This window comes from Microbacterium sp. CH12i, assembly GCF_000685355.1.
GTDB lineage: Bacteria > Actinomycetota > Actinomycetes > Actinomycetales > Microbacteriaceae > Microbacterium.
Genome location: NZ_JHET01000009.1, coordinates 1 through 25,369, shown reverse-complemented (window position 1 = coordinate 25,369; position 25,369 = coordinate 1). Strand labels below are relative to the sequence as shown.

General features: G+C 62.5%; 22 protein-coding genes and 4 pseudogenes. 11 read left to right on the top strand and 15 right to left on the bottom strand.

Translation table 11 applies throughout. The features are described 5' to 3' along the window. Positions 1-20: 20 nt before the first annotated feature. From DC31_RS17120 to DC31_RS12065, 7 genes are all read right to left on the bottom strand, one after another. On the bottom strand, positions 21-2,330 hold the full coding sequence (locus DC31_RS17120; protein WP_160173230.1) for a DUF1156 domain-containing protein: 2,310 nt from the start codon (positions 2,328-2,330) through the stop codon (positions 21-23). Between the two features lie 10 nt (positions 2,331-2,340). Then, positions 2,341-2,814: a DUF7680 family protein gene (locus DC31_RS17110; RefSeq protein ID WP_051606865.1), complete on the bottom strand. Its 474-nt coding sequence runs from the start codon at positions 2,812-2,814 to the stop codon at positions 2,341-2,343. Then, on the bottom strand, positions 2,811-3,614 hold the full coding sequence (locus DC31_RS12085; RefSeq protein ID WP_152545418.1) for a hypothetical protein: 804 nt from the start codon (positions 3,612-3,614) through the stop codon (positions 2,811-2,813). The genes DC31_RS17110 and DC31_RS12085 overlap by 4 nt, the downstream gene beginning before the upstream one ends. A gap of 17 nt (positions 3,615-3,631) precedes the next feature. Beyond that, positions 3,632-6,088: an ATP-binding protein gene (locus DC31_RS12080; protein WP_036280506.1), complete on the bottom strand. Its 2,457-nt coding sequence runs from the start codon at positions 6,086-6,088 to the stop codon at positions 3,632-3,634. 46 nt (positions 6,089-6,134) lie between these two features. Continuing rightward, a complete protein-coding gene (locus tag DC31_RS12075) occupies positions 6,135-6,323 on the bottom strand; it encodes a helix-turn-helix domain-containing protein (protein ID WP_036280504.1) in 189 nt (62 codons plus the stop codon). An 82-nt stretch (positions 6,324-6,405) separates the two neighbouring features. After that, positions 6,406-6,804: a hypothetical protein gene (locus DC31_RS12070; RefSeq protein ID WP_036280501.1), complete on the bottom strand. Its 399-nt coding sequence runs from the start codon at positions 6,802-6,804 to the stop codon at positions 6,406-6,408. Continuing rightward, the gene (locus DC31_RS12065; RefSeq protein WP_036280499.1) at positions 6,804-7,142 is read right to left on the bottom strand and encodes a hypothetical protein; all 339 of its coding nucleotides are present in this window, start codon (positions 7,140-7,142) and stop codon (positions 6,804-6,806) included. Before DC31_RS12065 ends, DC31_RS12070 begins: the two co-directional genes overlap by 1 nt. A 727-nt stretch (positions 7,143-7,869) precedes the next feature. Between DC31_RS12065 and DC31_RS12055 the strand changes: the two genes are divergently transcribed. Next, the gene (locus DC31_RS12055) at positions 7,870-8,100 is read left to right on the top strand and encodes a helix-turn-helix transcriptional regulator (RefSeq protein WP_235201483.1); all 231 of its coding nucleotides are present in this window, start codon (positions 7,870-7,872) and stop codon (positions 8,098-8,100) included. 16 nt (positions 8,101-8,116) lie between these two features. Here DC31_RS12055 and DC31_RS12050 read toward each other — a convergent pair whose 3' ends face one another. Together DC31_RS12050 and DC31_RS12045 are read right to left on the bottom strand one after the other, a co-directional pair. Then, complete coding sequence (locus DC31_RS12050) at positions 8,117-8,776, bottom strand: hypothetical protein (RefSeq protein ID WP_152545417.1); 660 nt, start codon at positions 8,774-8,776, stop codon at positions 8,117-8,119. Between the two features lie 49 nt (positions 8,777-8,825). Continuing rightward, positions 8,826-9,362 carry a hypothetical protein gene (locus DC31_RS12045; RefSeq protein WP_152545416.1) on the bottom strand — a complete coding sequence of 179 codons (537 nt, stop codon included), beginning with the start codon at positions 9,360-9,362 and terminating at the stop codon, positions 8,826-8,828. 216 nt (positions 9,363-9,578) lie between these two features. Here DC31_RS12045 and DC31_RS12040 point away from each other — a divergent pair, with 216 nt between their 5' ends. Beyond that, on the top strand, positions 9,579-10,337 hold the full coding sequence (locus DC31_RS12040) for a hypothetical protein (RefSeq protein WP_152545415.1): 759 nt from the start codon (positions 9,579-9,581) through the stop codon (positions 10,335-10,337). A 361-nt stretch (positions 10,338-10,698) separates the two neighbouring features. Here the strand turns inward: DC31_RS12040 and DC31_RS12030 are convergent, their stop codons facing one another. The 4 genes from DC31_RS12030 to DC31_RS12015 form a co-directional block, all read right to left on the bottom strand. Continuing rightward, a complete protein-coding gene (locus tag DC31_RS12030) occupies positions 10,699-11,439 on the bottom strand; it encodes a DUF5677 domain-containing protein (protein ID WP_036280480.1) in 741 nt (246 codons plus the stop codon). Positions 11,440-11,523: 84 nt separating this feature from the next. Beyond that, positions 11,524-12,405 carry a hypothetical protein gene (locus DC31_RS12025; protein WP_036280477.1) on the bottom strand — a complete coding sequence of 294 codons (882 nt, stop codon included), beginning with the start codon at positions 12,403-12,405 and terminating at the stop codon, positions 11,524-11,526. Positions 12,406-12,414: 9 nt separating this feature from the next. Continuing rightward, on the bottom strand, positions 12,415-13,683 hold the full coding sequence (locus tag DC31_RS12020; RefSeq protein ID WP_036280475.1) for a hypothetical protein: 1,269 nt from the start codon (positions 13,681-13,683) through the stop codon (positions 12,415-12,417). A 188-nt stretch (positions 13,684-13,871) separates the two neighbouring features. Beyond that, on the bottom strand, positions 13,872-14,582 hold the full coding sequence (locus tag DC31_RS12015) for a hypothetical protein (RefSeq protein ID WP_036280472.1): 711 nt from the start codon (positions 14,580-14,582) through the stop codon (positions 13,872-13,874). 82 nt (positions 14,583-14,664) lie between these two features. Between DC31_RS12015 and DC31_RS12010 the strand changes: the two genes are divergently transcribed. Together DC31_RS12010 and DC31_RS12000 are read left to right on the top strand one after the other, a co-directional pair. Next, positions 14,665-15,372, top strand: a complete 708-nt coding sequence (locus DC31_RS12010) for a hypothetical protein (RefSeq protein WP_036280469.1) — start codon at positions 14,665-14,667, stop codon at positions 15,370-15,372. A 563-nt stretch (positions 15,373-15,935) separates the two neighbouring features. After that, positions 15,936-17,147 (top strand): annotated as a pseudogene (locus tag DC31_RS12000) (ISAzo13 family transposase); the annotation flags it as partial. Here the strand turns inward: DC31_RS12000 and DC31_RS19565 are convergent. After that, positions 17,143-17,766 carry a glycosyltransferase family 2 protein gene (locus tag DC31_RS19565; RefSeq protein WP_235201484.1) on the bottom strand — a complete coding sequence of 208 codons (624 nt, stop codon included), beginning with the start codon at positions 17,764-17,766 and terminating at the stop codon, positions 17,143-17,145. The pseudogene DC31_RS12000 and the gene DC31_RS19565 sit on opposite strands and share 5 nt — an antisense overlap. A 1,159-nt stretch (positions 17,767-18,925) precedes the next feature. Between DC31_RS19565 and tsaB the strand changes: the two genes are divergently transcribed. The 5 genes and pseudogenes from tsaB (at position 18,926) to DC31_RS11970 (ending at position 22,710) form a co-directional block, all read left to right on the top strand. After that, a complete protein-coding gene (gene tsaB, locus DC31_RS11990) occupies positions 18,926-19,549 on the top strand; it encodes a tRNA (adenosine(37)-N6)-threonylcarbamoyltransferase complex dimerization subunit type 1 TsaB (RefSeq protein WP_036280466.1) in 624 nt (207 codons plus the stop codon). Then, on the top strand, positions 19,546-20,073 hold the full coding sequence (gene rimI, locus DC31_RS11985; protein ID WP_051606858.1) for a ribosomal protein S18-alanine N-acetyltransferase: 528 nt from the start codon (positions 19,546-19,548) through the stop codon (positions 20,071-20,073). The genes tsaB and rimI overlap by 4 nt, the downstream gene beginning before the upstream one ends. Then, a pseudogene (gene tsaD / locus DC31_RS11980) lies at positions 20,070-21,145 on the top strand (tRNA (adenosine(37)-N6)-threonylcarbamoyltransferase complex transferase subunit TsaD). The gene rimI and the pseudogene tsaD overlap by 4 nt, the downstream one beginning before the upstream one ends. Further along, complete coding sequence (locus DC31_RS11975; protein WP_200872926.1) at positions 21,142-21,654, top strand: hypothetical protein; 513 nt, start codon at positions 21,142-21,144, stop codon at positions 21,652-21,654. The pseudogene tsaD and the gene DC31_RS11975 overlap by 4 nt, the downstream one beginning before the upstream one ends. Before the next feature lie 3 nt (positions 21,655-21,657). Beyond that, positions 21,658-22,710: a hypothetical protein gene (locus DC31_RS11970; RefSeq protein WP_036280464.1), complete on the top strand. Its 1,053-nt coding sequence runs from the start codon at positions 21,658-21,660 to the stop codon at positions 22,708-22,710. A 13-nt stretch (positions 22,711-22,723) separates the two neighbouring features. Here the strand turns inward: DC31_RS11970 and DC31_RS11965 are convergent. After that, positions 22,724-23,982: pseudogene (locus DC31_RS11965) on the bottom strand (class I SAM-dependent methyltransferase). Positions 23,983-24,138: 156 nt separating this feature from the next. Between DC31_RS11965 and groES the strand changes: the two are divergent. Next, on the top strand, positions 24,139-24,435 hold the full coding sequence (gene groES, locus DC31_RS11960; RefSeq protein ID WP_028502311.1) for a co-chaperone GroES: 297 nt from the start codon (positions 24,139-24,141) through the stop codon (positions 24,433-24,435). Between the two features lie 223 nt (positions 24,436-24,658). Beyond that, positions 24,659-25,369: pseudogene (locus DC31_RS18765) on the top strand (hypothetical protein); the annotation flags it as partial.

The window sequence follows — 25,369 nt, the reverse complement described above, 5'->3', positions numbered from 1 at the left end:
GATCTCCTCCCGTGCCAGAGTCAACGCATCTTCGGGGCGCAGCAGCTCGTCCCTCCCCTCAGCATCAGGAGTGGACGAATAGACGGGCCAGTCTGCGAAATTACCGACAGTGTGGGTCCGTACGTTGACAGAAGTAGGTCCACTCCTTCGATCCCGTCATGCTGAAACCGAGTGGCAGCGTTACGAGCTGCCTGGCGAATGTCCTGCTCGATGTCATCGAGATAGACCTTGTCGTCGTCCGGCCGCTGCTCGCGTTTCCGGCAAACGAGCATGATGGTGGAGGCTGCGGAGTTCATATTGGCCTGATGGAGTGAATACTCGGCTTCCGTATTCACCGGCCATGACGTTTCGATGGTGAATCCGGCTTGCAGAAGGCTCATTCCCAGCGTGTTCCACGCTTCCGCCCGCTTGTGGGTGAACATGACAGACAGAACGCCGTCGTCTCTGAGCACCCTGCGTGACTCGGCAAAGATCGCGGTCATCTTTGATTCATAGTCCAAGTCTGCGAGCTCGGACTTGCGCCGCCCCATTGAGGCAAACCGCGCCGGGTTCGCAACAGCCTCATTATCCTTATCGGACAAGGGGTCCTGGAAGTACTCAGGAACCAGACGTCCAAGCGTCCGCTTCTCCCACACGTAGAAGTAGTCGGCGAGTTCTGCGTACATCACGTTGTCGTAGTACGGGGGGTCCATGCAGATGTGCGCGACAGTATTCGCCTCGTATGGAAGGGCGGCTGCGCCTCCTTGAGTCACCGTCACCTGACGCTCGACCGCTTGGTCGCCCGCGATATCTGCTGCGCCAGTCTCGTCTAGCAACGTGGCGATACCGCCATAGGCATACACGAGTTGATCCAGACACCAGGAGTAGAGCGCACGAGCACCTTCAAATTCCGCAAACGTCCATTTGAAGGCGAGATTGTGAGAATCGAACACACTTCGCATCACTTGGCGGGTCACGTGCCAAGATGTCAGGCGGGAGTTGTAGTTCAGGGCTTTGCCCTGCATGAGCGCAAGCTCGAACAGAACGTCATCTGCCTTATCAGGCATTGCAGCGCGCACCTCTGGAATGAGAGCAGCAAACTCCTCGCCAAACACGCCGTGAACAAGTAGCTGGCGATCAGTGAAAAAGTCCTGCCAACTAGTCATTCCAAATCGAAGGGGCTCCTGGGTTTTCAAGCCTGGGTCGACTTCTTCAGCGGGGAGGACTCCGGCCGCAAGCCATCCAGCCTTCAGGCCTTTGAGCTCGTCAGATGCACTTCTCAAAGCGGCCAAGTCATCGTCCGTAGGGGAACGGAATTCCCGCTTCCCACTCGAAGTCTTCACGGAGACTGCGTACATCACCTGGGACATTCGACCGGCCTGGGCTTCTGCTTTGATGTACCCAGAGTCGATCACCAAGTTGTCGTAGGGCGAAACTCCCTTGCCCCCCGCCACATATCCCCTGGCTGCATCTGCCTTGTCTACAGAACCCGCTTCAACGACCTCAAAACGTGGCTCGGTGAGTTCAACACCGTCGACGTTTGTAATGAGGCGGACAGCGACTTCCTTTCCCGCAGTCTTTCGGAGCCATTTGTCAGGCATCAAAGGGACGAGGCGGCCAGTCCTGGGGCAGGCAACCGCGTTTGCCCAGATATAAGCCACCACGCTCTCGCCGCCAACCATCGGAAAGTGCGGCCGGAGGCGCGCTTCAACACGAGAACAGAGAACCCGTCCCCACTGCTTGATGGGATCAAGAAGTGAGGCCCCGTGCCTTGCTGGAACCTCAACCCCTGCTCGGAGTACGGCTGCCGCAATTCCATTCAGATCGTTCGCTAACGTAGGCAGCCCGTAGCGCACCGACGACCAGGGAATCGAGCCGCCGCCTGCTGTAAAGTCCGCAACGATGGGGAGTTCGCCCCAAGTGTGTACCAGCACTCGATGAAGCAAGATGATGTCATTACGACTGATGGGGTTCTTGTAGGCCTGTTTGTATCCGTATCCGTTATCTTTCAACTTCACGCCGGCTGCGTTCGCCGCGTCGAGGACACGCCGCGCGCGTACTGGGTCCCCCCAGATGCCGATCAGACGCAGCAGCCACGCCCTGTAAGACTGGCTATCGCGCAGTTCATCGGCATCTGCGAATGTCTCGTTAAGCTCTGGCGACCACTCTGGTAGCAACCCTGCCAACACAACAGCTGCTGAGGCGACAACAGGGCGTCGCGCCCACCAGATGTGCAGCGAGTTAAGGGGAGGAATGGCATTTGCTGCTGCCCTCTCCCGCCTTGACTCGATGCCGAGTTCTGCGACGGGGAGCCAGTCCTCGATTAGGACGCGGGGTCTTGGAGTGGTCACGGTGGGTCCTTCAGTGATCGGAAAGGAGGATACGGAGTGCTTTGCGTGCGCGGTTGCCATCAAGGCCCATGCACTTCGCGTACCAGTAGTACGTTTCCTCAACGCTCATGGCGTTGATGCCAGCGACGAGTGCACGGACGCGCTCATGCTTGGCGATGGGCTGGGTTGCGATCATGACGAGCGCCAGTCTGACTCCCTCGGCTTCTCCGAGATGAACGGGAGCCTTCCGCTTGAACGCCAACACGCTCGGCTGGTGTCCTGCATTACGAATCGCCACAAACACAGCATCAACCACGCGCCCGGTCTGAACCGGAGTGGTCGTGGTCACGGGCGCAGCAATGGCCCCGCCGCTCTCTCCGTAGGTCTCCTCCAGGGTCACACCGAAGGTCTCACCGCGGCCGGCAGTTACGATCAGCCTGAACCCTCTGACACCCTCGACCAGCGCGAGATGCCTGGCCGGACGGACGCGCTTGACAGCGCTCACTTGGCCACCTCCGCTGTCATGGTCGTGTTCTTCAGCGCAAGGTTCTTGATGACTGTGTGGATCTGACCGAACTGCGTGTCGGTGATGTCCAAGGCTGGCGCGAAAGTGAACGTCAGAGTGACCTCACCAGCCACCTTGGTTGCTCCACCAAGGGCCTTCTTCGCGTGATTGTAAGCGGATTGGAAGTCCTGGCGGTCGGCGGTGCCTTGGAACTGGATGCCGCCTGCGACGCCCTTGTACTCGGCTCGGATGGTTGCACGCACACTAATGTTCTGTTTTTGCAACATGCCGAGTGACGCGATGGCAAGGTCTATGTCGCTGGTGCCGGACGCTTCGTCTGCGCTGACCTTCAACGTCATCGTGCTCACAGTCGGGACGCTGAAGTCGGAAATCTGGTCGATGAGGCTCTGCATCGCAGCGCCTCCGGGGCCGGATGCGCTGAAAGTCTTTGAGTTCGGGATACGAGTGGGGACCTCAATACCTTGCGCGTCTGCGGCCTCACGAGTGAGAATGCGCAGTCCGTCCAAGCCCTTGTCTTTGATCGCTGACGGCGACAGCGCCCGGACCCCTGGTGCCGGAGCCATGTCAAGAACAACGAACCACTTGTAGTCGCTGGATTGGACCGCGGTAGCAAGAAGTTCGAGGACATCGGTCTTTGTTGGTTCGCCGCCGCATTGGGCTTCGAGTCGAGAACGAATGTCGCCCCCGGTGAGGTCATCGTTGGTGAGCACGGCGCGTAGATCAGTCTGGGTGGGCTTGCGGACTAGCAGGCCGCGTGCCTGCGCTTCCGTGGTGGTCATCACCTCGGCGTCGGGTTTCATCTCCGGGGAGAACCCAGCATTGTGCTCGCCGTGTAGGTCTTGCCGGTGCCCGCGTCGTAGTAGACCCAGTTTTCGTTCTTGACCCCGTTGACGATGGCTTCACGAATCAGGTTTGGATTGCGGACGATCTGGATCGTGTGGTCAGTCCAGAAATAGTCGGCGATGGAGCGAGTCGTGGACGAGTTCACGGTGTGCCACGTCTTCGATCGAAGATAGGAAGCGGTGAACGCGCTGCTGCGAATCTTGTCTTCGTCTTCCAGCAAGCTCAGCACCGCTGAGGTGGCGTTCTTCGTGTCACCTTGCGCCTGGGCTGGCAGTTCGCGGTGACGCAGATACCCGGCGGCCTTGTCGCCGGAAGGGAAGTAGATGTGCTTATAGCAACGAGTCACTGCGATCCGAGCGCTGAGGGTGGCTTCCTTGTTGTAGCCCTCGACCTTCTTGCGTACTTCGTCGCCGAATTGCGCGAGCCGAGCTGTGTCGCTGGCGAGGTTACTCGAGGCGATCAACGCTCGTGCCCGGTCCTTCAGGACTTCGATCTGCTCTCTGTCGGGAACCGCGAACACCACCGCGTTGCGATACTTGCGTGGAGTGCCGACCGAGCCCACCTTGTCCAGCATTTCGATTACGACCGCTGGTGGTTGATCTGCGCCCTTTTGTGTAACTGCAACGACGTTGTAGTCGAGAACGACCACGCGCAGGTTCGCCTCGTCATGTACTTCGGCAGGTCCAGACGGAAAATGGATCGCTCTTGCGCCGCCATCGTTGGCAAATGCACTGCGGATCAGAGAGTCCACCCTTGCGGCGACAGCTGTGTTCGCGATGTTTCGTTTCTCGGTCTCGATGATCGCGTTGACATTTGGCTCGATGTTGAACCGCCACCGTCCCCCGTCGAATGACAGGTGCCAGAACACCTTCTCTGACTCTGTGAGCGCCTTTTCAAATATGGTGGCGTCCTCGCCGGGACGAAGCGTGCCGACAACCCAGTCATTGCGCCCGGCGCCGGCAGTTGCAACCATCTCCAAGGAATGTGTAAACACGGTGCGTGCAACTCGGGTCGCGTAGGCAGGTTTGCCGGGGAACACGTCAGCGTCGACGGCTGCGGCGTGCGACTGCTGTCCTGCGAAGTCCCCCTCAGCAACGGAGGCATACTCGGCCCGTCCAATGCCATCGGTGAGGTGGTTCAGTACCGGAGCGTTGTCATAGTCAATGTCACCCACATTAAGGATCGCGGTGTCATCATTTGTGGCGTAGACATGAGCCACGACCTCCGCCAGCAACTTCAAGGCGCCACGCGCCCGCTGGAATTGCGTGATGTTCCCCAGGCGCTTATCGAGGACGCGCACAAGCTCGGGGTGGAACGGATAGGTCTTGGTGACCAACTCGCCGTATGTCGCAGGGTGCTCTGCGCCACCGGCCAGTTGCTCGGTCTTGCCGAGAGTCTCGTACAGGTCGCGGTAGGCGTCACCCGCCGCCTTCGCAGCGCTCTCATCGACCGAGGCGAAGAGGCGCTTCTTGAGGATTTCGCCGATCTCGTTGTCGTCGGCTGGACGGATCACAGCGGATGGTTGGACGGCGCGGGTTAGCACGTCGCCAGTCTCCTCAGCGGCCTTGACCGAGGCGGCGTTCGCGGCATCAGCCCGCTCTTTCTCGTCGCCCGTCAGGTCGCTTATCTCGGTGGTCTCGGCACCGAACGCGTTGGTTGTCGCCGCCAGGGTGATGATGACGGAGACGTTGTTAGTCGGGTCGGATGCGACCTCGAACAAGTTCCCAAGAAACACCGGGATCGCGCGGGCCATGCGGCGTACATCTTCGCTGCCCGAGGACGATACTGCACGCAGGTACTTGGCGATCTCGTCCACAATGATGATCGTTGGCTTGCCCGCGAACGCTGCCCGGATGGTTCCGGTTCCCGGCGCTGTGCGCTCGACGTCGTTGGCTGCCATTGCCTCAAACGCGTCGTCGCTGATCTGCGCGGCCATCTCGCCCCACAGAGTGTATGTGCGGTGCCCGTCGGTCTCGACCCCCGCCGTGGGATCGAGAGCGTCACCAACGAGCGCGGCAACTTGGACGGGGCCGTCCGGCAGCAGATTGGGGTCGATGAACTCGGCGATGTTGGACGGGCGGGCCCCACCGGCGAGATGGTAAACCGCCGTGAGGCCGTGGGTCTTGCCGCCGCCAAAGGACGTAGTCGGTCGCAAGACGCCGCTCTCGCCCGCGACCCCTTTCGCTCCGGTAATTCGACCGAAGGTCTTGCTCAGCAAAGTCTTCAACCCCGAGGTCGGATACGTCTGAGCGAAGAAGGCCTCGGGGTCGCCGTACACCGGGTAACGCTCAGGGTCGCGCAGGACTTTGTCGAGCTGCGCAGCGAAGTGGTTATCGGCGAGGCCGCCTTGAAGGACGTCTTCTCGCGGCACGCAGGCGGCGCGCAGTGGCATCAGACTCAAGTTGCTCATTCGACTTCCTTCCGGGGCCACGAGCGTTCGCTCAGAGGTTCGCGTGTCACGTGTCATCTCCCGATGCGGTGCTGCCTTGACGAACCCAACTGTCAACCTCGCTCGTCTGAAACTTCCAGAGGCGACCCACCTTGTGCGCTGGCATCCCCTTGTCAGTGATCCAGGCGTAGATCGTGTCCTTGGTTACACCTAAGTAGTCAGCGATGTCGTCGGCTGAGAGCCACGGTTCAGGCATGCGGTTACCTCAAAAGCGGATGGAACCGGATCTTTCCGGATATGTCCGAGACTATCGGGTCATGCTGGTTCCGAAGAAGCCATTATTCGGGCTTACGAGAGCTTTCGTCGACCGATGGAGATACGGCCGCGGCATGCTCAGCGCACAGCGTCGACACCCAAAGGCTGAACACGTATTGCAGGGCTGTTGCTGCTCCGCACTCCTCACACCTCTCCACGCTCTCCCACTCAGCCGCGCGGATGGCCTCGTTGAAGGCTTCGTCGTAGCTCCACGGCTCGTCCGACGGCTCCGCGTAAAAGCAGAGCGCACCGAACTTCGACTTGCACTGCTGGAGAACGTAGTTCGGTGCGTTTGCAGCGAGTCGCTCATCGAGCCGAGCGAGCAGCGGATACCAGCCTGTTCGCACCTCAAGCTCTTCTGGCCAGCCCGGGGCGACGCGGTCGACAATGCGTTGGATCTCGGGAGGGTAGGCAGTTGTCATCAGCTCTGGTCCCACGCTTCAACCATGTACCACTCGTTTTCTTCCAGCTCAGTTGCGGTGTCGCCGAGTTCGCGGGCGAACGCTGTGACGATGTCACCGCCGCGCGCATAGATCAGGTACGGGTATCCGCCGTCGTGGACGAGTCGGGCGGCACCGCTTTCGACACAGTCGAGGATGGCGTCGATGCGCGTGCGAGAGGACACGTGCACCCCGGGTTCCCGCATGAATCCCTTTATCGAATCGACGCTGTCGGGGTAGGGAATCTCGTGCACGCGTGCGAAGTCAACTTCGCGGATCTCGCCGTGAATTTGACTGACTGTCACGCTGTATCCGAGCACGTCACTCCTTGCGTCTCCTGGGTCTGTGATTCGTTCCTATCACTGGTATCCGACGTCTTGGAATCAAGTCGCGCGCCAACCGGTCGAGTGCGTTGCCTGTCCCTCGAGCGTTCACGAAACACGCGTCCGACGCGCAGGCTCCGTGTCACGCCTTTGTCGAAGCTGATCAGACCGCGGCGGCGCCATTCGATGGATACGTGACCACGAAAGCCGGAGACTGCTCGCCAGCGTTCGATGTACTCCAGGCCGACGGGGAACGGACCCGGCAGGCCGTGGTCCTCGGGGAGAAGATGTATGAAGAGCTCAGCAAAGGTTGGTCCGAGTGCAGTGCGGTGTCGGGTCCGTGCGATGAAGATCGCAGCTGCCAGTGCCCAATCCTCTGCGGTGTCCTCGCCGGTGAAGCACTCGAACATATACGTCCACTCGGCAGGTGGCGGGGTGTCGATGCCGCGCCACCAGATTGGGTACAACTCAAGTGTCATTGCCTCTGTCACAATCACGGTCGCTGCACGGGCCTCGCCCAAGATGCGACCGGCAGTCATCGGGCTGGGCAGCACACGTGCAAGGAGAGGCGGATGAGTCCGGCGAAGGCGTTGATTGTTTCGTATGGCCTCCCGAATTATGCCATACGGATTAGGCCATACGAACGCGACTGGCTCGCGACGCTGAAGATGTGGCCCGCCAGAATGACAGCAGTGATGATGAGTGGGCTGTCTATGCTCAACGCTTGGCAACTTCGCTCCGCCGAGCGCGCGAGAACGCGGGGCTCAGCCAGGAGCAGGTCGCGTACCGAGCCGGGCTGACGCGCTACACGTACCAGAAGTATGAGAAGGGCGAATCGAGGCCCGGAAGCGCAGCCAACCCGACGTTGAGGACGCTGTTGGCGTTATCGCAGGTTCTCGAACTAGCGATTGAGCAGCTAATCCCGGAAGACCCGCCAGATCTTCGGAGCCGTTAGCGCGCGTTGGATACTGCTAGACCGAGGGCGTCAGTTGGAAGTGTCCCTTCGCGATGTCGTTCTCAATCTGAGCTCGAACGTTCGCGATGACGTGAAGCAGATCATTGAAGTGGTAGACCACGGCTTTGAGTGCGGACGCAAGAGGAACGTTTGCGAGCCGTGCCAGGCGATCATCATCTTCGTGCAGTGCCACGCCGTAGATGTAATCCATGGCCATGAGGTCACTTCCGAGAAGAAGGCCGGGTCCCAACCCGTTGTCCATCTCGAGCCGGCCAGAATTGAATACTGGTCCCGAAGCCCCGATTCGGGACCCACTCACAACTTGTGCAACATGCTCTTTCAAGGGACGCCGTGCTGCCGCCAGCTCTGGACCGACGAGGGCACGGAGCGCGGAAACGATGCCAGGGAGATAGCAGTCTTCCCCCTCGGTGAAGAACACTCTGCATTCGACGATCGTGGAGTCGACCATCCGTTTGCTGAGTTCGGGCTCGTTTGCCCCCGTGAGCCGCCAATCGTCGCCAGCGGTGCGTTCCCACTGGAGCTCGAATATCGGGATTGCGCCGCCGGCATCCCGTAGCGCGAGGATCGGCTCGCCGAGGTCAGGCGTGGCTCGCCGCATGAACTTGCCGATCTTTCGTCTCGAAGTATCGAGGATCTCGGGCGGCATGGGAGTCATAATGCGACCGTACAACAGGGAAATTCAGCAGTGTGCCAAGCGTCGTGCACTACGCGGGTCCAGCTCGCCAGGTGATGGAGTTGCCGCCCAGTCGTTCTTGGGCGAATGCTTCCTTTGCACTGAGTAGCTCTTGGAGCTTCACCGTATCGGCCATGAAGGCGGTTGCGAGCACGAGGTCGGTCAGTATGACCTTCTCCGTTCGACTTTCCACAATCTCGGCAGCTTGATTGCGAATCGCCTGCACAGGAAGCTCGCGGTCGGGCGAGCCCTCAGGGCGGTCTAGTGCATCTATCGCCCATCTAATGAGCATGAATACGATGTCATGCTCAGGAGCGTTGCGACGCCCCTCGAGCCATTTGCCGACCTCGCTCGGCAAATAGGTTTGCGCTGCTGTGTACGCGATCGCCTCAAGAACATTAACGAAGTCAGCGGACCGCGAGCTGAGTTCCGCCACGTATTCATTGAGCATCCCGTACAGGCCGGATTGCTCGTTGTTCGTCGATAGCGCCGCCAGAGCCATACGCAGCAGCTGCATCTCATTGCGGCGTAGACGCGCGCCCCTAATTTCAACTTCCGACCACTCCATCGATTCTCCTTAGGTCGAGCCTGCTGAATGCGCTGATCCTGAGCATAGGGCTAGTCCGTTCCACGCCTTGTGGACCGCGAGGACGTTGTCGCTTGAGTAGTCCGCAATCCGGACGACATGTGCAGCCGTGGGTGTGTATAAGGAGATTCGGCGAGCAGCAGATCAACGGCCAGTCGATCCCTCCACAGTGTCCGACAACGCAGATAACCTCAGTGCATGAGTGGTAGCCGAGTGAAGAAGAATCGACGGATTCAGCGCAACCGTTCAGCTCGGATCATCAACGCCGAGAAGGTGTCGCGATCGGCAGAAGCGGTGCTGAGCGTGGACCTCAGCGACGTGGAGTTTCGCAATCGCACAGCGCAAGTGGTTGTTGGACTGTGTCGCGCGGCCTTCGCGCAGGGGAAAGCCATCGCCACGCTTGCGACTGCCGACCTGCTATCTGCCGCGGCCCCCAACCGGCGGCTTGTGCTGGAAATCGCTCTCCGTCTGCATTGGCTACAGGGGCTGCCCGCCGGGGATCGTCGTAAGGCTGTGGACACCATGCTTGCCAAAGATCGGCAAGGCACGAATCGGTTGCTGGACTATCTGCGTGACGCAGGACACGAAGCTGACTTCGATCCGACAGAGATGGATGCTTTTGATCTCGACGATGTTACGAGCGGTGCGATCCATCAGCAGGCAACGCGGCTAAACGCGGCGATTGGTTCGACCGAGATCGAGCCCTGGTCCATCTACTCGATGTGGCTCGGCGAGACAGCATTCGCGCACGCCTCTGCAAATCTAGCGGGCAAGTACGCGCCGACATTCGACGACCTGCACCTGTCGAGTGGTGTTCCTGATCCGATGGATCCAGACCTTGAGGCCCACCACTTGATCCAGACGCATATTGTGATGATGACCGGATGGCTGTTACTAGACGAGGGTCTTCCCGAGGAGTTTTCTGGGCGCATCGGAGCGTCATTTTTCGATGCATAACAGCAGGTGCTCGTTGTGGTGTCAAACGGGCTCATCGCAGTTGAGTGTGTAGCGCGGGTCTGAACCCGCCGGCTTCGAGCAGTGAACGGGCGATGGGGGTCGGACAGCAGGCGTCTCCGAACTGTGCGGTAGGCAGGCGACCTACTCCGACTGCTGGGAAGCGGTCGTCTGGGCGATGGTGCTCGTCGAACGGTTGGCGGAGGTGGAGGCACTCGTGTCATGCCGGTGGACCCGAACGAACTCACCGGGGAGTGGCCTGAGCCAACTCCCCTCACCTTCATTCACCTGGCGGCGACTGCCTGACACTGAGGACCACGCTCTCTCGGCTGGCTTAGCCTCCGCCTCTTTCATGTTTTGAGAGTCAGAGTCCGGCGCGTCGTCTGCGCGGCGGGCGGACATACTGGGCGAGTTCCATCGGCAATTGGAGTTCGTCGGAAACGCGGTCCAGTTCGTTCAGCAGCGCCTTGTCATCCGTGAGACGCGCGAGTACCCAACGGGCGAGCATGCATGCGACCGCGCAGGCGTAGGTGGCCTGGTATCGGTACGCGTACTCCTGCTCGTACAGGACCCGCAGCTCGCTTTCGCCGGGCTGCAGGAAAGACGTCACAGCGCTGTGTGTGACATGGACGTGCTGAGATAGCACGTGGTAACTCGTCTCAAGGAAACTCCCCTCGTCGAGGTCTCGAACCATAGCGATGAACTTGCCGAGCTGGCTACCCCCGGGGATCGGATCGAGCTCGGTCATGGCTTTGCGGAGCTCGTCGTTATCCAGCCATTCGGCGAGCTTTCTATAGTGCTCGACTCGGTCGTGCGCGACGGAGTTTCGGTACTTCTTCACGCCGCCATCGATGACGAAGACCCACTGCAGCGTGATGGCGTGCTCAAGTGCTGCGCGCGCCAGCGGCACCGCCTCGCCTTCCATCCCAGCGTCCACGAGCGTGAGGTACGCGTTACTGTAACGAAACGTGCGTGCGATCAGCCCGTAGAGAAGCAAAAACTCGTCGGCATGGCCTGAGTCGACGGTGAAGCCGTCCGCATCGCGCAGGCTTGAAACGCAGGCGCGGATCCAGTCGGCGAGGGCTGCTTCGGGGACGTCAGGCATGTACCCAACATATGAGTCGCTGCCGACAATTCCTGCAAGGAGAGGGCCCGACCTGTGCGTGCCAGCGATCTGCACCGGTGGATGTCAGCCAGCAGGGCTTTCGCTACCCCCGGACAAGGCATCGAACTCATTGACGATCCGGTTGTGGGCAATCACGTATGCGTAGCGCCAGCGCGCTTGCTCAGCATGGTCGCCCGCGAGCGAGATGAACTTCTCCATTACGACATTGAGTACGCGAGTCATGATCCGGAGATATTGCTGGGCGTTCGCGATCGGCAGCGAGATCGTGAAATGCGTAAACCCGTCGGCTTCGTGGGGTGCTCGCGCGCCGAGCCCACCAACGCTGAACCCCGCGCCGTGCGATACGGCAGACAGATGGGAGTACTTGGCGTCGGAATCGGCGATCCCAGCGGCGGACATTACGCGACACGCCAACGTTGTGTAGCCCGGCGTCTTCTCTTTCCGTCCTGCGACGCTCGCCCGGCTCAGTGCTCTCTCAGCGTCGAGAAGCACTTCGTCGTAGCTGACGGTTTCGTATTCGCCATCGCGAACCCGTACTGTAAGTCCACTGCTGCCTTTCTGTCTCACCTCGTTGAGCCGCATAGCTGCCGCACGGTGCTCAAGTTGGGCGGAGTCGTTCGAGTCGAGCAGCCACCACGCGCGTCCAGCGACTTCCACGAATGCGCGACACAATGCCGCAAACGATGCCCCGTGGTCTTCCTTACCGCGTAACACCCAGGCAAACGCGCGACCGTGATCTGTGGTGGTGCTGATCGCTTGCATGGTCGACGAGAACCCCGTCGACCAGTTCCCTCCCTCGAGCCATTGGTGCGCTGTCGTCCCGGACTGCGGACCGACAAGACGTGAGGCTCGGCCGACCACTCGGTTGGTGCAGCTGGTGATGCCGATCAGCGCACCAGAAAGTTCCACCCGAGTCTCGTGCGACGCTGGACCACGAACGTCCATGGCTATCGGCTACCGCTCGTTGTCTGCGTCGGCGTCATGGGAAGAGCGTCGCTGCGGCATCCGTTCGGCGAATTCCTGGCCAAGCTTCTCGCCAACTACTTTCGCATCCTCGAACGTCTTGATGCCGAAGCGGCGGACGACGTCGACGCCTTCACCGCCGGCCTCGACCGCCTTGTCTCTAGCCTCGCCCACCGCCACGATCCAGCGTTTGGCCTGGATAGCGTCCCGAGTCGAATCGATGCCGATCCGCTCGTTGAAAACGAGGACGTCAGCCGCGACTTCATTGCTGGATCGCACGACGTTGCCAGCTTTGAAAGGGTGCAGGAGCGCCTTTTCGTTCGCTGTGCTCGCCGCCGCATCCATGCGGGCGAGCAGGCTGCGCGTCGTGGTTGCAATCTGTTCGCGGCGCTTGCGACGGGCGGCCTGAACGCCAGCGCGGTGGCGTTCGAGTTCGGCGGGCTCGGCATCGAGCACGCGGTCAAGTTCAAGTACCGCGAGGCCGTCCTGGAGCTGGAAGCAACGCGCGAGGACCGCCAGCCACTCCTCGACGGTGGCGTCAGCCTCGGCGGCGACCTCCGCAACATCCCCGACGCTTCGCTTCTTCTTCTCCAGCTTCTCGGCCAGGGCGTCGAGCTGTCGCAGCGCATAGGCCTGCGTGGTGGCGACGGTCTGAGACGCGCCCTGTACCTTCGACCACGTGACGTCCGAAACCCGCCCGGTATGCTCTCGGACAGTCATCGCCTCGTCGATGACGAAGCCGACGCCGATCATCTCCGCCAGCGCTGCGTCCTTCTGCGCGCGCAGCACGTCATCGACTTTCTCATCGATCTTGGCGAGATAGTCCGTGATCTCGTCCATCGTCTGCTGCATGGCCAGTTGCGCCATGATGCCTGCAGCGCCTGCGAGCATCGCGGGGTTAGTGAGCATCGACCCAACCGATCCGGGTTTCACAAACTCAAGGATCTTCGTGACCTTGCCCTTGCTTGTCGTCGCGATGGCGCGGCTGACGCCATCGGACGATCCCTTCATCGCCTTGCCGAGTTTGAGCGCTTTGGCGGAATCCTCGGTGAGTTTCACCCAGCGTCCCGAGTTCGCGGCGATCTGAGAGCCGGCCTGCGCGGCGCCCGAACCGGTGTTCAGGGCGGAGCCGAGCTTTTGGTGAAGCGCGATCTCCTGCGACGGCACTCCCGCGGTGGAGAGGAAGAGGTCGACTTCCCTGGGGTCGCCGAAGATGGCAACGCCGTCGCCGTCGCTGACCAGTTCAATCTCGCCGTTCACACGCCCTCCAGTTCGGGGCGGACGGAGCCCCTGTGAGACACGGTAGTCGAGGGAGCGGACGTTGACCGCAGATGAGTGTCAACGCCCCGGACGCGTATCCGTTGATCGGCAGAGGCATTGACTTCCGTCATCGCGACGGAGCATGCCGCGAAGTGCCACGCCGCCGCGATCTGTGAGTTCGCCCTGCCTTATGACTGGGCGCGGAGTGCGTCCAGCTTCCGCTTGGCAGCCCGCGTTGCCCTTTCTGCTCTCGCGACTTCGCGCTCTGCCCTCGTAACGTCGTCGGCGTGATGGCGTCGGGCTTCCGCCGCACGCGAGGCCGCTGTCACCACCCTCTCGGAGGTGACCACGCCGCGCGTGAGCTTGCATCGAACGCACCGCTCGGACCGCAAGCTCGGCTCGCCGTTCGAGTAATGGGCGCTGACGTCGACGATGTGCCCGCACGTCAGCGTTCGAGCCCAGCGGACCAACTCATCCTCGCGGCGAGGCGGGAGCGCCGCCAAGAACTGTCGAAGTTCGTCCAGGTGCTTCTCTGGGATGGGGAGCGGTGGACAGCACGAACCGCAATGCGCAGTGCGAGAACCGGCCATGCTCCAGCGGTGCGATTCGCAGTCAGGGTGCATCTCCCGATAGCGGGCCTCGGCGTCGTCGTACTCGACACGCTGCTCGTCAGTCAGGAACATCGTGCCGGGCCAATTTCCGAGGTTGTCGATCACGGTCAGACCGCAACCGCGGCAGGGTTCGCCGGCGGCGGCCTCCTCTTGTGTCAGGTACATGCCTTCGTCGATCCACCGCTGCCTACTGGCCTCGTTGCGGTGTGCGCGGGCTTCCGCCTCGAGCGCTTTGTTCAGATCGCGCTTCGCTGCTCGCGCCGCTTTTTGCTCTTTGGTGAGCGCCACTTTGATTCCTCCTCGCCCGTTCGATGTCTGCGGCCCCACCTAGCATCACGGACAGCGCACCACTCGATCATGAAGGAAGCCGATGCCGACCAACGCTACGTACCCTGCCGCAATCTCACGGATCAGCGAGGACGACTCGCGCGAAGCCCAGAACCTGCGGGCGCTTCGCTGGCTCGCCACTCAAAAGGGTGGGCCGGTGATCGTGGTGACTCCGCAGAAGGACTTCGACGGGGACAGTTTGAAGCACCTGATCAAACGGCCGGGCGTCACCCAGCAGACGTGGCGCGGCTTCTCGGTCGGCATGCTTCGGGGTCGGCGGGTCATCTACTGCTGGCCCGATCGCCAGCACCTCAACGATCTGTGGGATGCGGAACCTGACGCGCTCGTCGTGATCGAGCACGGGGGGACGGAAGCCGCTGTGTGGATCGAGGATGTCAATCCGGTCCAGCTTCTCAAGGACGGCACGGTGCAGCCACGTTCAGACACCGCCGATGCGGCACCGAGCGAACCGCTGCCGAACGGTGTCGAGGGCATCTTGGAATACGTCGCTCAAATGGCGGCCGGGTACTCGTCGGGGCTCAAATGGAATGAAGAGGACATGCTCAAGGCGGACATGATGAACCGGCCTGAGCGGTGGGTCTCGATCACCGTCGAGCAGGTCCGAGCCAAGTGTCGCGAGCTGCAGATGCGGCCCAACGACGTCGACACCGTTGCTGGGTTCCTGCAGCGACGCAAGGATGGGCGGCGCTTCAACGTTCGGAGCTCGTATAAGAATTTCCAGTTCAACTGAGCAAAACCCGAACGCGACGGCTTTGGCGACGGCGAGGACACGAACAATGGCAGGCGTTCGTTGCTGCCAAGCGCGAAGCCCACTCGAGGCCCTGCTCGCCGAGCACAATCTACGGCCAGAACTGGCTCGGGACTTTCTAGAGGCAGCCCTCCGCGATGGGCAGCTCCGGAGAACAGCTACTGCGATGACCCCTCAAACGTCGTTCGGTCGCTTTCGGATAGGGGTCACCCCGCGCGTCGAGTCTTGCCCTCGAAGTAGCTGGTTCTCGACGTGTAACTCCGCGATTGTCGTCGCCGCGATGGTGAGCTGACTCTCGAGCTCCCTCGTTCTTTCGCGCAGTTCGCGGGAGCCAGCCCGTGCATACGTTAGTGCCGCCTTGAGGTCTTGGACCTCCTTGTCGCGAGGTTGGGTTCCGTCGACCTGGCGTGACCACTCCTCGAGCACAGCGCTCGCGCGGTTCATGGTCGCGCGGCTCACACCAGCCTCGCGGTAGAGGTTCTCTTTGATTAGGACACGCTAATAAATAAACACGTCTGATCGTGATTGGTGGCTGATAATGGTGTATGGCCGTTTCCGGGGATGTCGTCAGGGAGCTGGCTGCGGAGTTCGAGGCGGTGCTGCCGCATCTGGATGAGCGGTCGGCGCGGCTGGTGCTCGCCGCTCGGGCTCGTTCGCTGGGGCATGGAGGGATCGTGGCAGTGGCCCGGGCGTCGGGCTCGTCCCGGTCCCGGGTGCAGCAGGGCGTCGCCGAGTTGGAATCGGGGCAGCCGCCGCTGGACCGGGTGCGCCGTCCGGGCGGGGGCCGGAAGAAGATCACCGAAACCGACCCCGGCCTGGTCCCGGCGCTACTGAAACTGGTGGAACCGACCCGTCGGGGAGACCCGGAATCGGCGTTGTGCTGGACGACGCTGTCCACGGAGCATCTTGCGGGTGAGCTGACCGCCGCCGGGCACCCGGTCAGCTCGGTGCGGGTCGGGTCGCTGCTGAAAGAAAACGGGTTCAGCCTGCAGGCCAACTCCAAGCAGGTGGAAGGCAACCAGAACCCGGACCGGGACGGCCAGTTCTCCTACCTCAACGACCAGGTCATCGAGCACGTGGTCGCCGGGGATCCGGTGATCAGCGTCGACGCCAAAAAGAAGGAACTCGTCGGCAACTACAAGAATCGCGGGGCGGAGTGGCGGCCTGCCGGGCAGCCGGAGCAGGTCAAGGTACACGACTTCATCGACCCGGACCTGGGGAAGGCGAACCCGTACGGGATTTACGACGTCGCCGCGAACACCGGATGGGTCAGCGTGGGCACCGACCATGACACCGCCGCGTTCGCGGTCAACACCGTCCGCTCCTGGTGGGACACCACCGGGAAGGCGTCCTACCCGGGGGCGTCACGGTTGCTGATCACCGCCGACGGCGGCGGCTCCAACGGGTACCGCACGAGGTTGTGGAAGACCGAACTCGCCGCTCTCGCCGCCGACACCGGGCTGGCCATCACGGTGTGCCACCTGCCGCCCGGCACGAGCAAGTGGAACAAAATCGAGCACGGCCTGTTCTCCTATATCTCGATGAACTGGCGAGGCAGACCGTTGACCAGTCACGAGGTCATCGTGAACACCATCGCCGCCACCACGACGCGGACGGGCTTACGTGTCCACGCTGAACTCGACCAGAACGAGTACCCGCTCGGCGTGAAGATCCCTGACCAGCAGATGAAGGCCCTCGAGGCCGACGGGATCCTCGCCCGCCACGACTGGCACCCAGAATGGAACTACACGCTCAACTCGACACGCCCAAGTTAATATTCAGCGAGCCCTTAGCCCAGCGCCGCCGCTGGACGATGAGCGAGCCCCAGTCGGGTGGGGTGGCGCTGTAGCTGAGTCGCTCGGGGTAGTTTGCGAGCTTCCAGCCGTGCACGCCGAGGTCAACGCTGGACTCGGTGTCTTCGATGACTGTGCGGTCCTGCACATAGCGGCGGATCTCGAACTCATCGACGTTCTCAATCTCGAGAATGTCATCGAGCGCCTCCATACGGATCACGGCGTTCGCCCCCACCCAGAAGGTCGCGTTGTACTGGGTCATTCCCTGGTGGAGGATGTGCTGGATATCTGTCGTGGCCCCGGAGAGGCGCTCGATGCGCGTCGGAGCACCGCGGAACGACGAGTACGGCGTCTGCGTCACTGCGACCGCGGCGTTTTCGGGCTGTTCGAGGAAATGAACGAGGCGCAGGCAGTAGTCGCGCAGCAGCACTGAGTCGGCGTCGAGGGTGAGGATGAAGTCCGAATACGGCACCTCAAGGTCAGCGTGCGCGCCGCCAGGAGTCGGACGCAGCACGAGCCCGTCGGGCGTTTGCTGCTCGGTGAAGCGTCCCCCCACGAGGCCGATGTAGGAGTTCAGGTTCATCGCCTTATTCGCCTCGTGCGAGAGCGAGACGTAGCGCTTGCGTTCGAATGAGGTCAGCTCCGCCGAGAAGATCCACACCAGGCGGCGCAGCAGTTCGCGCATGCGCTCCAAAGGCAGCGACGAGCCCTCAGCGAGTGCGGCTTCGAGCGCGCACGCTGTGGACTCGAGGTCATCGGCCAGTCCGAGAAGCACCTCGTCGGCGAAGAAGTCGTCCACGTGGTCCTCGCGTCGCTCTCCGAAGCCCGCAGCGCGCAGCACGTCGATGGCATGCCGGTACTCGGCGATCAACTGCGGCAGCAGCATGTCGGCGGCACCCCGAGTGAGCATGGTGTCGTCCAATGCCGCGAGTGCGGCCGTAAAGCGCGTGCTGGGGCCACGCAGCGCAGCACTGATCTCATACGAGATAGCACGGCTGGCCTCCAGGCGTTCGAGTGTGTCTGGATCGCTCGGGAAGGGCGAATCATCGATCAGCAGAACAATGCGCAGGTGCGGATACTCCTGCAGAGCGGCCGACCACAGCGTCTTGCGGATGATGCTGGGCTCCTCGGCATACGAGGGAACCAGCACCGTGAGCGGTCGATGCTCTTCTGAGAAGTGCCGATCGAGGTCGGCGCGGGCAGCACGGCGGTGGGTGCGGAATCGCTGAAACGCCCCGAGCCTGGCCACGAGATACATGAGCGCCGAGAAGGTGAGGAAGGACACGACGACGACATAGGAGCCACCCTCGATGACACGCCAGGTCGTATTGAACACTCCGGAGAAGAACAGCGTCAGCGTCACAGTCAGCACGTAAAGCGCCCACATCGCCACAGTGACCCAGATCGCGACGCGACTAAGAATGAGCTTGCGTGTCGACGGACGCTCGTGCACTGCCGGCAGCGACGGGCGCGGTTTTTCGGTACCCCACTGGCGCCGGCGGCGCTTGGGCCTGATCTCAGACACCACGGTGGACCTCATCGTTGTTCCTCTCCCACGTGCTCACCGACCCCAGCACGGTGAACACGTTCCCCCTCAACCACGCCCCAGCGCAGTAAGAACTTCCCTCATTGTGAATGCTAGGACGTGTCTGAGCGTCAGCGAGCGCAGTTGCGGCGTTCTTCGCACAATCTTGGGGAAGCGGGGCAAACCTGCAGACAAACGAGCGGACTACCCTGGAGAGGTGATCCTTGCCGTCGATACCTCATTGGGCTCGGCCGTCGCCATCGTTGACGGTGAAGGCCGCACTCTCGCTGACGCATCCAGCCCAAACCCGCTCGGACACGCCGAAGTCATCGGCGGGTTGCTTGAGCAGGTGCTCGCCGGCGCGGGATCCGGCCAGATCACACACGTCGTCGAGGGCATGGGGCCCGGTCCGTTCACAGGCCTTCGGATCGGCATTGCCACGGCCCGAGCGTTTGCTCTCGGTCGCGGCGTCCCGGTGGTCCCGGCACCCAGCCACTTCGCGGCCGCGCTCAGCGTGATTGAAGCGGATGCTCCGGCAACCCCCTTCGCGATCGTCACAGATGCCCGCCGCCGCGAGGTCGCGATCAGTGTGTTCGACGGGCTCGACGCAGATGGCATCCCCCAGCTCACTACCACGACAGTGCTCGTGCCTCGGGTTGACGCAGAAGCTCATCTTGACGGCATCCGCACGTTCGAGATTGCCGCGCTCGATGGTGGTGCACTCGGCCGCATCGGCGTTCGCGCAATTGCGGCAGGTCGCGAGCTGACCGGCGCCGAACCCCTCTATCTCCGCCAGCCAGACGTCACGGTGCCCGGCGCACCGAAGCGGGTGGGACTGTGACTATCCGTATCGCCGCCCCCGCCGACCTCGACGCGATCATGGCGATCGAGAATGCCTCGTTCCCCACGGATGCGTGGAGTGCCGAGTCTATGGCCGCTGAGCTGTCGAGCGAGCACAGCCACTACCTCGTAGACGAGGATGCCGGGGCGATCATCGGTTACGCCGGCCTGCGTGCGATTCGTGGAAGTGCGGATGCTGATATCCAGACCATCGCCCTGCTCGAAGCGCGTAGGGGAGAAGGGCGCGGCCGTGCGCTGCTGCGTGCACTTCTTGCCGAAGCATCCGCTCGCCGTGCCCGCGAGGTGTTCCTCGAGGTGCGCGCAGACAATCCCGGCGCTGAGGCGCTGTACGTCTCTGAGGGATTCACCGAGCTCGGGCGGCGTCCCCGGTACTACCAACCCGATGATGTCGACGCGATTGTGATGCGACTGGATCTGCGTGCGTGGGTTTCGGCGGATGCCGCGGCATCCCATGCGGGTGGGAGCAACCCGCCCGAGATCGTGCCGAAGGAGGCCAACGTATGAGTGAACCTCTGGTTCTCGGCATCGAGACGAGCTGCGACGAGACGGGCATCGGCATCGTCCGTGGCCGCACGCTGCTGTCGAACACGATCGCTTCGAGCATGGATGAGCACGCCCGCTACGGCGGCGTCGTGCCAGAGGTCGCCGCCCGCGCGCACCTCGAGGCGTTGCAGCCGTCGATCGAAGCTGCGCTCGCCGAGGCGCAGGTGCGACTACAAGACCTCGATGCCATCGCCGTCACCAGTGGCCCCGGCCTTGCTGGCGCGCTCATGGTCGGGGTCGGAGCGGCCAAGGGCTCGCCGTTGCACTCGACAAGCCGCTGTACGCCGTGAACCACCTCGTCGGGCACATTGCGGCAGACATCCTGACTGCCGATTCCGAGCCGCTCGAGTACCCGACGATCGCGCTGCTCGTCTCGGGCGGACACACCTCACTGCTGCACGTGCGCGACCTCACGACCGACGTCGAGTTGCTCGGCGAGACGATGGATGACGCGGCCGGCGAAGCCTTTGACAAGGTGGCGCGGCTGCTGTCACTGCCGTATCCGGGTGGGCCTGAGATCGACCGCGCTGCTGCGGACGGCGACCCGAAGGCGATTCGGTTCCCCCGCGGACTCTCCAAGTCGCCAGACATGGCGAAGCACCGCTACGACTTCTCGTTCTCCGGACTCAAGACCGCCGTCGCCCGCTGGGTCGAACGCTGCGAAGCAGAGGGCACGCCCGTGCCGGTGGCTGATGTCGCGGCGAGCTTCCGCGAGGCCGTCGTCGACGTGCTTGTCACTAAGGCGCTCGCCGCCTGCGCTGACCTCGGAGTGCCCCGACTGCTGCTCGGCGGAGGTGTCATCGCGAACAAGCGGTTGCGGGAAGTCGCGCTCTCCCGGGCAGCGGACGCTGGAGTGACTGTACGGATCCCGCCGCTGTCGCTGTGCACTGACAACGGTGCAATGATCGCCGCGCTCGCCGCAGAACTCATCACATCGGGGCGGCGTCCGTCGACGCTCGCGTTCGGCGCGGACTCGACGCTGCCGGTCACCGAGATTCAGGTCGCCGCGCAGTCTCAGGAGAATGCCGGATGAGTGGGGCAAACGGTGCCGGTTCGAATGGTGCCGCTTCCAAGGGCGCGGGTGCCGACGACTCGAGCCGTCAACCGACGTTCGAAGAGGCGAGCAATGAGGTTGAGCATCCGGCGAGCGCCACGCGCATGCCTGGCGAGCACCGAGGCGGCTACACGACGATGCCGACCGGGCCAGTGGACGTTGGACAGGTCGTCGCCAGCGGTCCCGCTGATACCGCCGGAATGTCCGCCGTGCAGTGGGCGCCGCATGACGCAGCGATGGACGACGACAACACCCGTCTCGCTCCCTGGGCCCTTGTTGCCGCGGTCGTCGCGCTGTGCGCCTCGTTCTTTGTCGGGTGGGGGATTCCCCTTGCCGTCATCGCGGTGATCGCGGCGATCATGTCGCTGCGGCGTCCGGTCGAGAATCGGGCGATCGCAGTGTGGGCGCTCATCTTGGGGATCGCCGCCACGATCTACAGCCTCGGTTGGCTCATCTGGGCCGCCATGCAGTTCGAGGCGATCGGGTAGCGGATGCTGACGCCCGAAGAATCCGCAGAGTTGCGGATTCTGCACGCCAAGGCCTACGGGCGAGACGGTAAACCGTCGAAGGTCGAGCTTGCGCGGCTACGGGAGTTGGAGCGGCGACGGCGCGGGGTAGTGGCCGCAGCGTCGGATATGGCGGCTGAGCCTGTCGCAGCGTCTGACCCACCCGCTGACACCACACCCGTCGCAGCATCCGAGCCGCGGCATCCGCGCAGGCGATGGCTTGTCGTCGGCGCCGCAGCGATTCTCGCAATCGGTGTTGCGGTCGGATGGGGTGTATCGGCCAACACCCGCGGATCCGTCCCTCTGACCGACGAACAGCGCGGTTGGCAGGACGCTCTAGCAGCGGAGGATTACTACGACGTGGGTTCCTTCCGAGCAGTCAGCGCGGACGACGAGGTCGGCGTCGTCGTCTGCCTGATCATGGGCAATGGCGATAAATCTTCGGCGAAGTGTCTGGACTCCGATGCCGTCCGCTCGGAGGGCATCTGGCTTGACCTGCAAGCTCCTACGGACGACGCGGGCATCTTCACCGTCACCACCGCGACTTTGGTGTTCACCCCGGACGGGCAGCCCGCCGCAGCCACCAACAGTTTCTTCAACTCGCCATCGGGCAACACCGTATATGAGCCCAAAGATCAGGCAATCTTTGACGCGCTCGTCGAGCGTGGATACCAGCAGTCGTCATTGTGGATTGTCGGCTACTTCGAAGATCATCCGGTCTGGATAGCATCGCGCGCCGACGCGGCTGGCGAGCAGTGCCTTGTCTACGCCGCCGCGGCGGACGCCAGCACAGAAGTCTGCGCTCCGTGGTCGAAAGACAGCGCGTCGCTGATGATCACGGTCAACCCTGACTCTCACCACAAGCGGGTGGCACAGATCGATTTTGAGCGTCCCAGCAACGGTTCGCAGTACCTCACCATCACGGTGCACCCCGTATCGGACGTGACGGTCGACCCTGAGACTGGTGATGTCATCGAGTTCACGGTGGACGAGCCGTCGTTTGACGATCTCGCGCTCGACGACAAGACCGGCAAGTAAGCGTCGCGCCCTGTCAGACGCGGTCGGCGAGAATCGCCATCCGTCGCGAGCCTGTGCGCGTGAGGATCAGCGTCGCCGTCTGTGATCCGCTGAGATTCAGCTTCTTGCGGAACGCCGCGGGGTCGATGTCCATGCCACGTTTCTTGATCTCAATCGTTCCGACGTCGTTCGCGCGCAGCACGGCGTTGATCGACTTCGGATTCGCAGCCATCACTTCGCGTACCCGGAACGACTGCACGAACGGACTCGTCAGCGCCGCATCCCCGGTGAGATAGGCGATCTTGTCATCCAGCATCCCGGCCTCAAGGCTGCGTGCGACATCGCCGATCAGGCGTGCACGGATGACGGCGCCATCGGGCTCGTGCACGAAGGCTCCGAGCTCGCGAACTTCGGCGTCCTCAGCATCCGCGCCGGCAGTCAGCTCGTGCGACTCATCGCCGCGCATCACCAGGGCCGCCCGCCGTACGCCCTCGCGCGCGAGCGCACCAGACCAGAGCACGAGCTCGACGACGCTGCCGTCGGCGCTGACCCACTGGGCCTCGGCATCCGCTGGCAAGCTGTCGCGATCGTGGCCAGGGCCGAGCTTGATTCCGGTCGCATCTGCTCTGCGAGCGCAAATGCCCAGTCGAGTGAGGGGGAGTAGTCGGATGCCGTGACCCGCCGCGTCTCGCTGTGACCAGAGGTACGGCGCGCAGGGTCGAGCCAGACCGCCGTGCGCTCATCTTGCAGAAATGCACGATCTTCGGAGGAATCCGCGGAATCTCTGCGAAGTTGCTGCAGTTCTCCGAAATTAGTGCGCACGAATTCTTCGGCAGTGCCGTGCTGGACGGTGGCATCGCCACCGAACGGGGCGAGGTTGTACGCCGCAATCGCCGCGGTCACCTCATCAGCATCCACGGCCACTACCTCCAACCCCGCGCCAGCAAATGCGAGAGCGTCGCCGCCAATCCCGCATCCGAGGTCTGCGACCCGCGTGATGCCCGCACGGCGCATGCGCCCGGCATGACGGGCGGCAACGCCCAGTCGCGTCGCCTGTTCGAACCCGGCTCTGGTGAACAGCATCCGCTCGGCGAAGCCACCGAACTTCGACGAGGCCTTCGCGCGCAGATGCGCCTGGCCAACGACAGCCGAGACGAGATCAGGGGAGTGGCCTGCAGCCCGAAGCGAAGAGACCGCTCGGGCGACTTCTGCCGTCGACTCGATGGGGCCGACCTCATCGAGAAGCCGGAGACCCTCAGGGGTGAGCAACGCGGTCAGCTCGGACATCTCCACCTGTCCAGAGTACGCGGCGCTCCGACACTCAGAGCGTCAAACTGGCACTCGCATTGCATGAGTGCCAGCCGAACGCATACACTTGGGATTAGCACTCTCGGGTTGAGAGTGCGAACAAGTCTTTCGTTGTCAGCGTTAAGAAAGAAGAGGTAGACCGTGTCGGTTTCCATCAAGCCGCTCGAAGACCGCATCGTCATCCAGCAGGTCGAGGCCGAGCAGACCACCGCAAGTGGCCTGGTCATCCCTGACACCGCCAAGGAGAAGCCCCAGGAGGGCGAGGTTGTGGCCGTTGGCCCCGGCCGCATCGACGACAACGGCAACCGTGTTCCGATCGACGTCGCCGTCGGCGACCGCGTTCTGTACAGCAAGTACGGCGGCACCGAGGTGAAGTTCGGAGCAGACGAGTACCTTGTACTCTCGGCTCGCGACGTCCTCGCCGTCGTCGTTCGCTGAGCGGTTCAACAAGCTCAACGCTTTTAGAAGGTCCGGATGCCGCGGCATCCGGATCTTCTGCGTTTCCCGAGCGCCCCCTACCGACCCCCCAGTAGCCGCACACGACCCCCCCGAAGCATCCCCGTAAGCCTCGGGATGACTCCCGATGCCGTGAGAGCCCGCGAGATTCAGACTCGTAGCACGACGCCATTACCGGCACTCTCTCACGAACAGAGGAATCATCATGGCTGTAGAAGACAACCTGAATGTACTCGGCCTCCAGTGGAACCTGGGTGTCGAGGACGTCGGGAATACGAATGTCGAAGACAACATGGTTGTCGCCGACAACGAAGTAGGCAACACCGACACCAATGTCGAGGACAACGAACTCAACCTCGGAAACACTGACACCGACATCGAGGACAACATCCTCGTCAACGACTCGCTCAACGACGAGTCCGACAACTCGGACAACTCCGATAACTCGGACAACTCCGATAACTCGGACAACTCGGACAACTCGGACAACTCGGACAACTCGGACAACTCGGATAACTCCGACAACTCGGATAACTCCGATAACTCGGACAACTCCGACAACTCCGACAACTCCGATAACTCGGACTACAAGGACTCGATTAACGACTCGTTCCAGGACAACTCCGTCCACGACTCCGCCAACGACTTCTCCGTCAATGCCGGCATCCGCCAGTACGACACCGGACTCAACGAACTGAACCTGCACAACGAAGCAGGCGGCGGCGCAGGCGGCGCAGGTGGCGGTGGAGATATCGAGATCGACGCACGTTCGACCGTCAACGACCAGTCCGTGAACCAGAACATCACGACGGCGTCGGGCAGCGGCGGCGCAGCACTCGCGGTCGGCGGAGACGCTGATGGCGGATGGGGTGGACCGGCCTTCTCCGGGGCAAACGGTGGCGGCACCGGCGCTGGC

Bases quoted from the DNA above. Each gene is read 5' to 3' on its own strand.
- DC31_RS12085 (WP_152545418.1), bottom strand. From the start codon at position 3,614: ATGACCACCACGGAAGCGCAGGCACGCGGCCTGCTAGTCCGCAAGCCC.
- DC31_RS12080 (WP_036280506.1), bottom strand. From the start codon at position 6,088: ATGAGCAACTTGAGTCTGATGCCACTGCGCGCCGCCTGCGTGCCGCGA.
- DC31_RS12075 (WP_036280504.1), bottom strand. From the start codon at position 6,323: ATGCCTGAACCGTGGCTCTCAGCCGACGACATCGCTGACTACTTAGGT.
- DC31_RS12070 (WP_036280501.1), bottom strand. From the start codon at position 6,804: ATGACAACTGCCTACCCTCCCGAGATCCAACGCATTGTCGACCGCGTC.
- DC31_RS12050 (WP_152545417.1), bottom strand. From the start codon at position 8,776: ATGACTCCCATGCCGCCCGAGATCCTCGATACTTCGAGACGAAAGATC.
- DC31_RS12045 (WP_152545416.1), bottom strand. From the start codon at position 9,362: ATGGAGTGGTCGGAAGTTGAAATTAGGGGCGCGCGTCTACGCCGCAAT.
- DC31_RS12040 (WP_152545415.1), top strand. From the start codon at position 9,579: ATGAGTGGTAGCCGAGTGAAGAAGAATCGACGGATTCAGCGCAACCGT.
- DC31_RS12030 (WP_036280480.1), bottom strand. From the start codon at position 11,439: ATGCCTGACGTCCCCGAAGCAGCCCTCGCCGACTGGATCCGCGCCTGC.
- DC31_RS12025 (WP_036280477.1), bottom strand. From the start codon at position 12,405: ATGGACGTTCGTGGTCCAGCGTCGCACGAGACTCGGGTGGAACTTTCT.
- DC31_RS12010 (WP_036280469.1), top strand. From the start codon at position 14,665: ATGCCGACCAACGCTACGTACCCTGCCGCAATCTCACGGATCAGCGAG.
- DC31_RS19565 (WP_235201484.1), bottom strand. From the start codon at position 17,766: ATGAACCTGAACTCCTACATCGGCCTCGTGGGGGGACGCTTCACCGAG.
- DC31_RS11975 (WP_200872926.1), top strand. From the start codon at position 21,142: ATGAGTGGGGCAAACGGTGCCGGTTCGAATGGTGCCGCTTCCAAGGGC.
- DC31_RS11970 (WP_036280464.1), top strand. From the start codon at position 21,658: ATGCTGACGCCCGAAGAATCCGCAGAGTTGCGGATTCTGCACGCCAAG.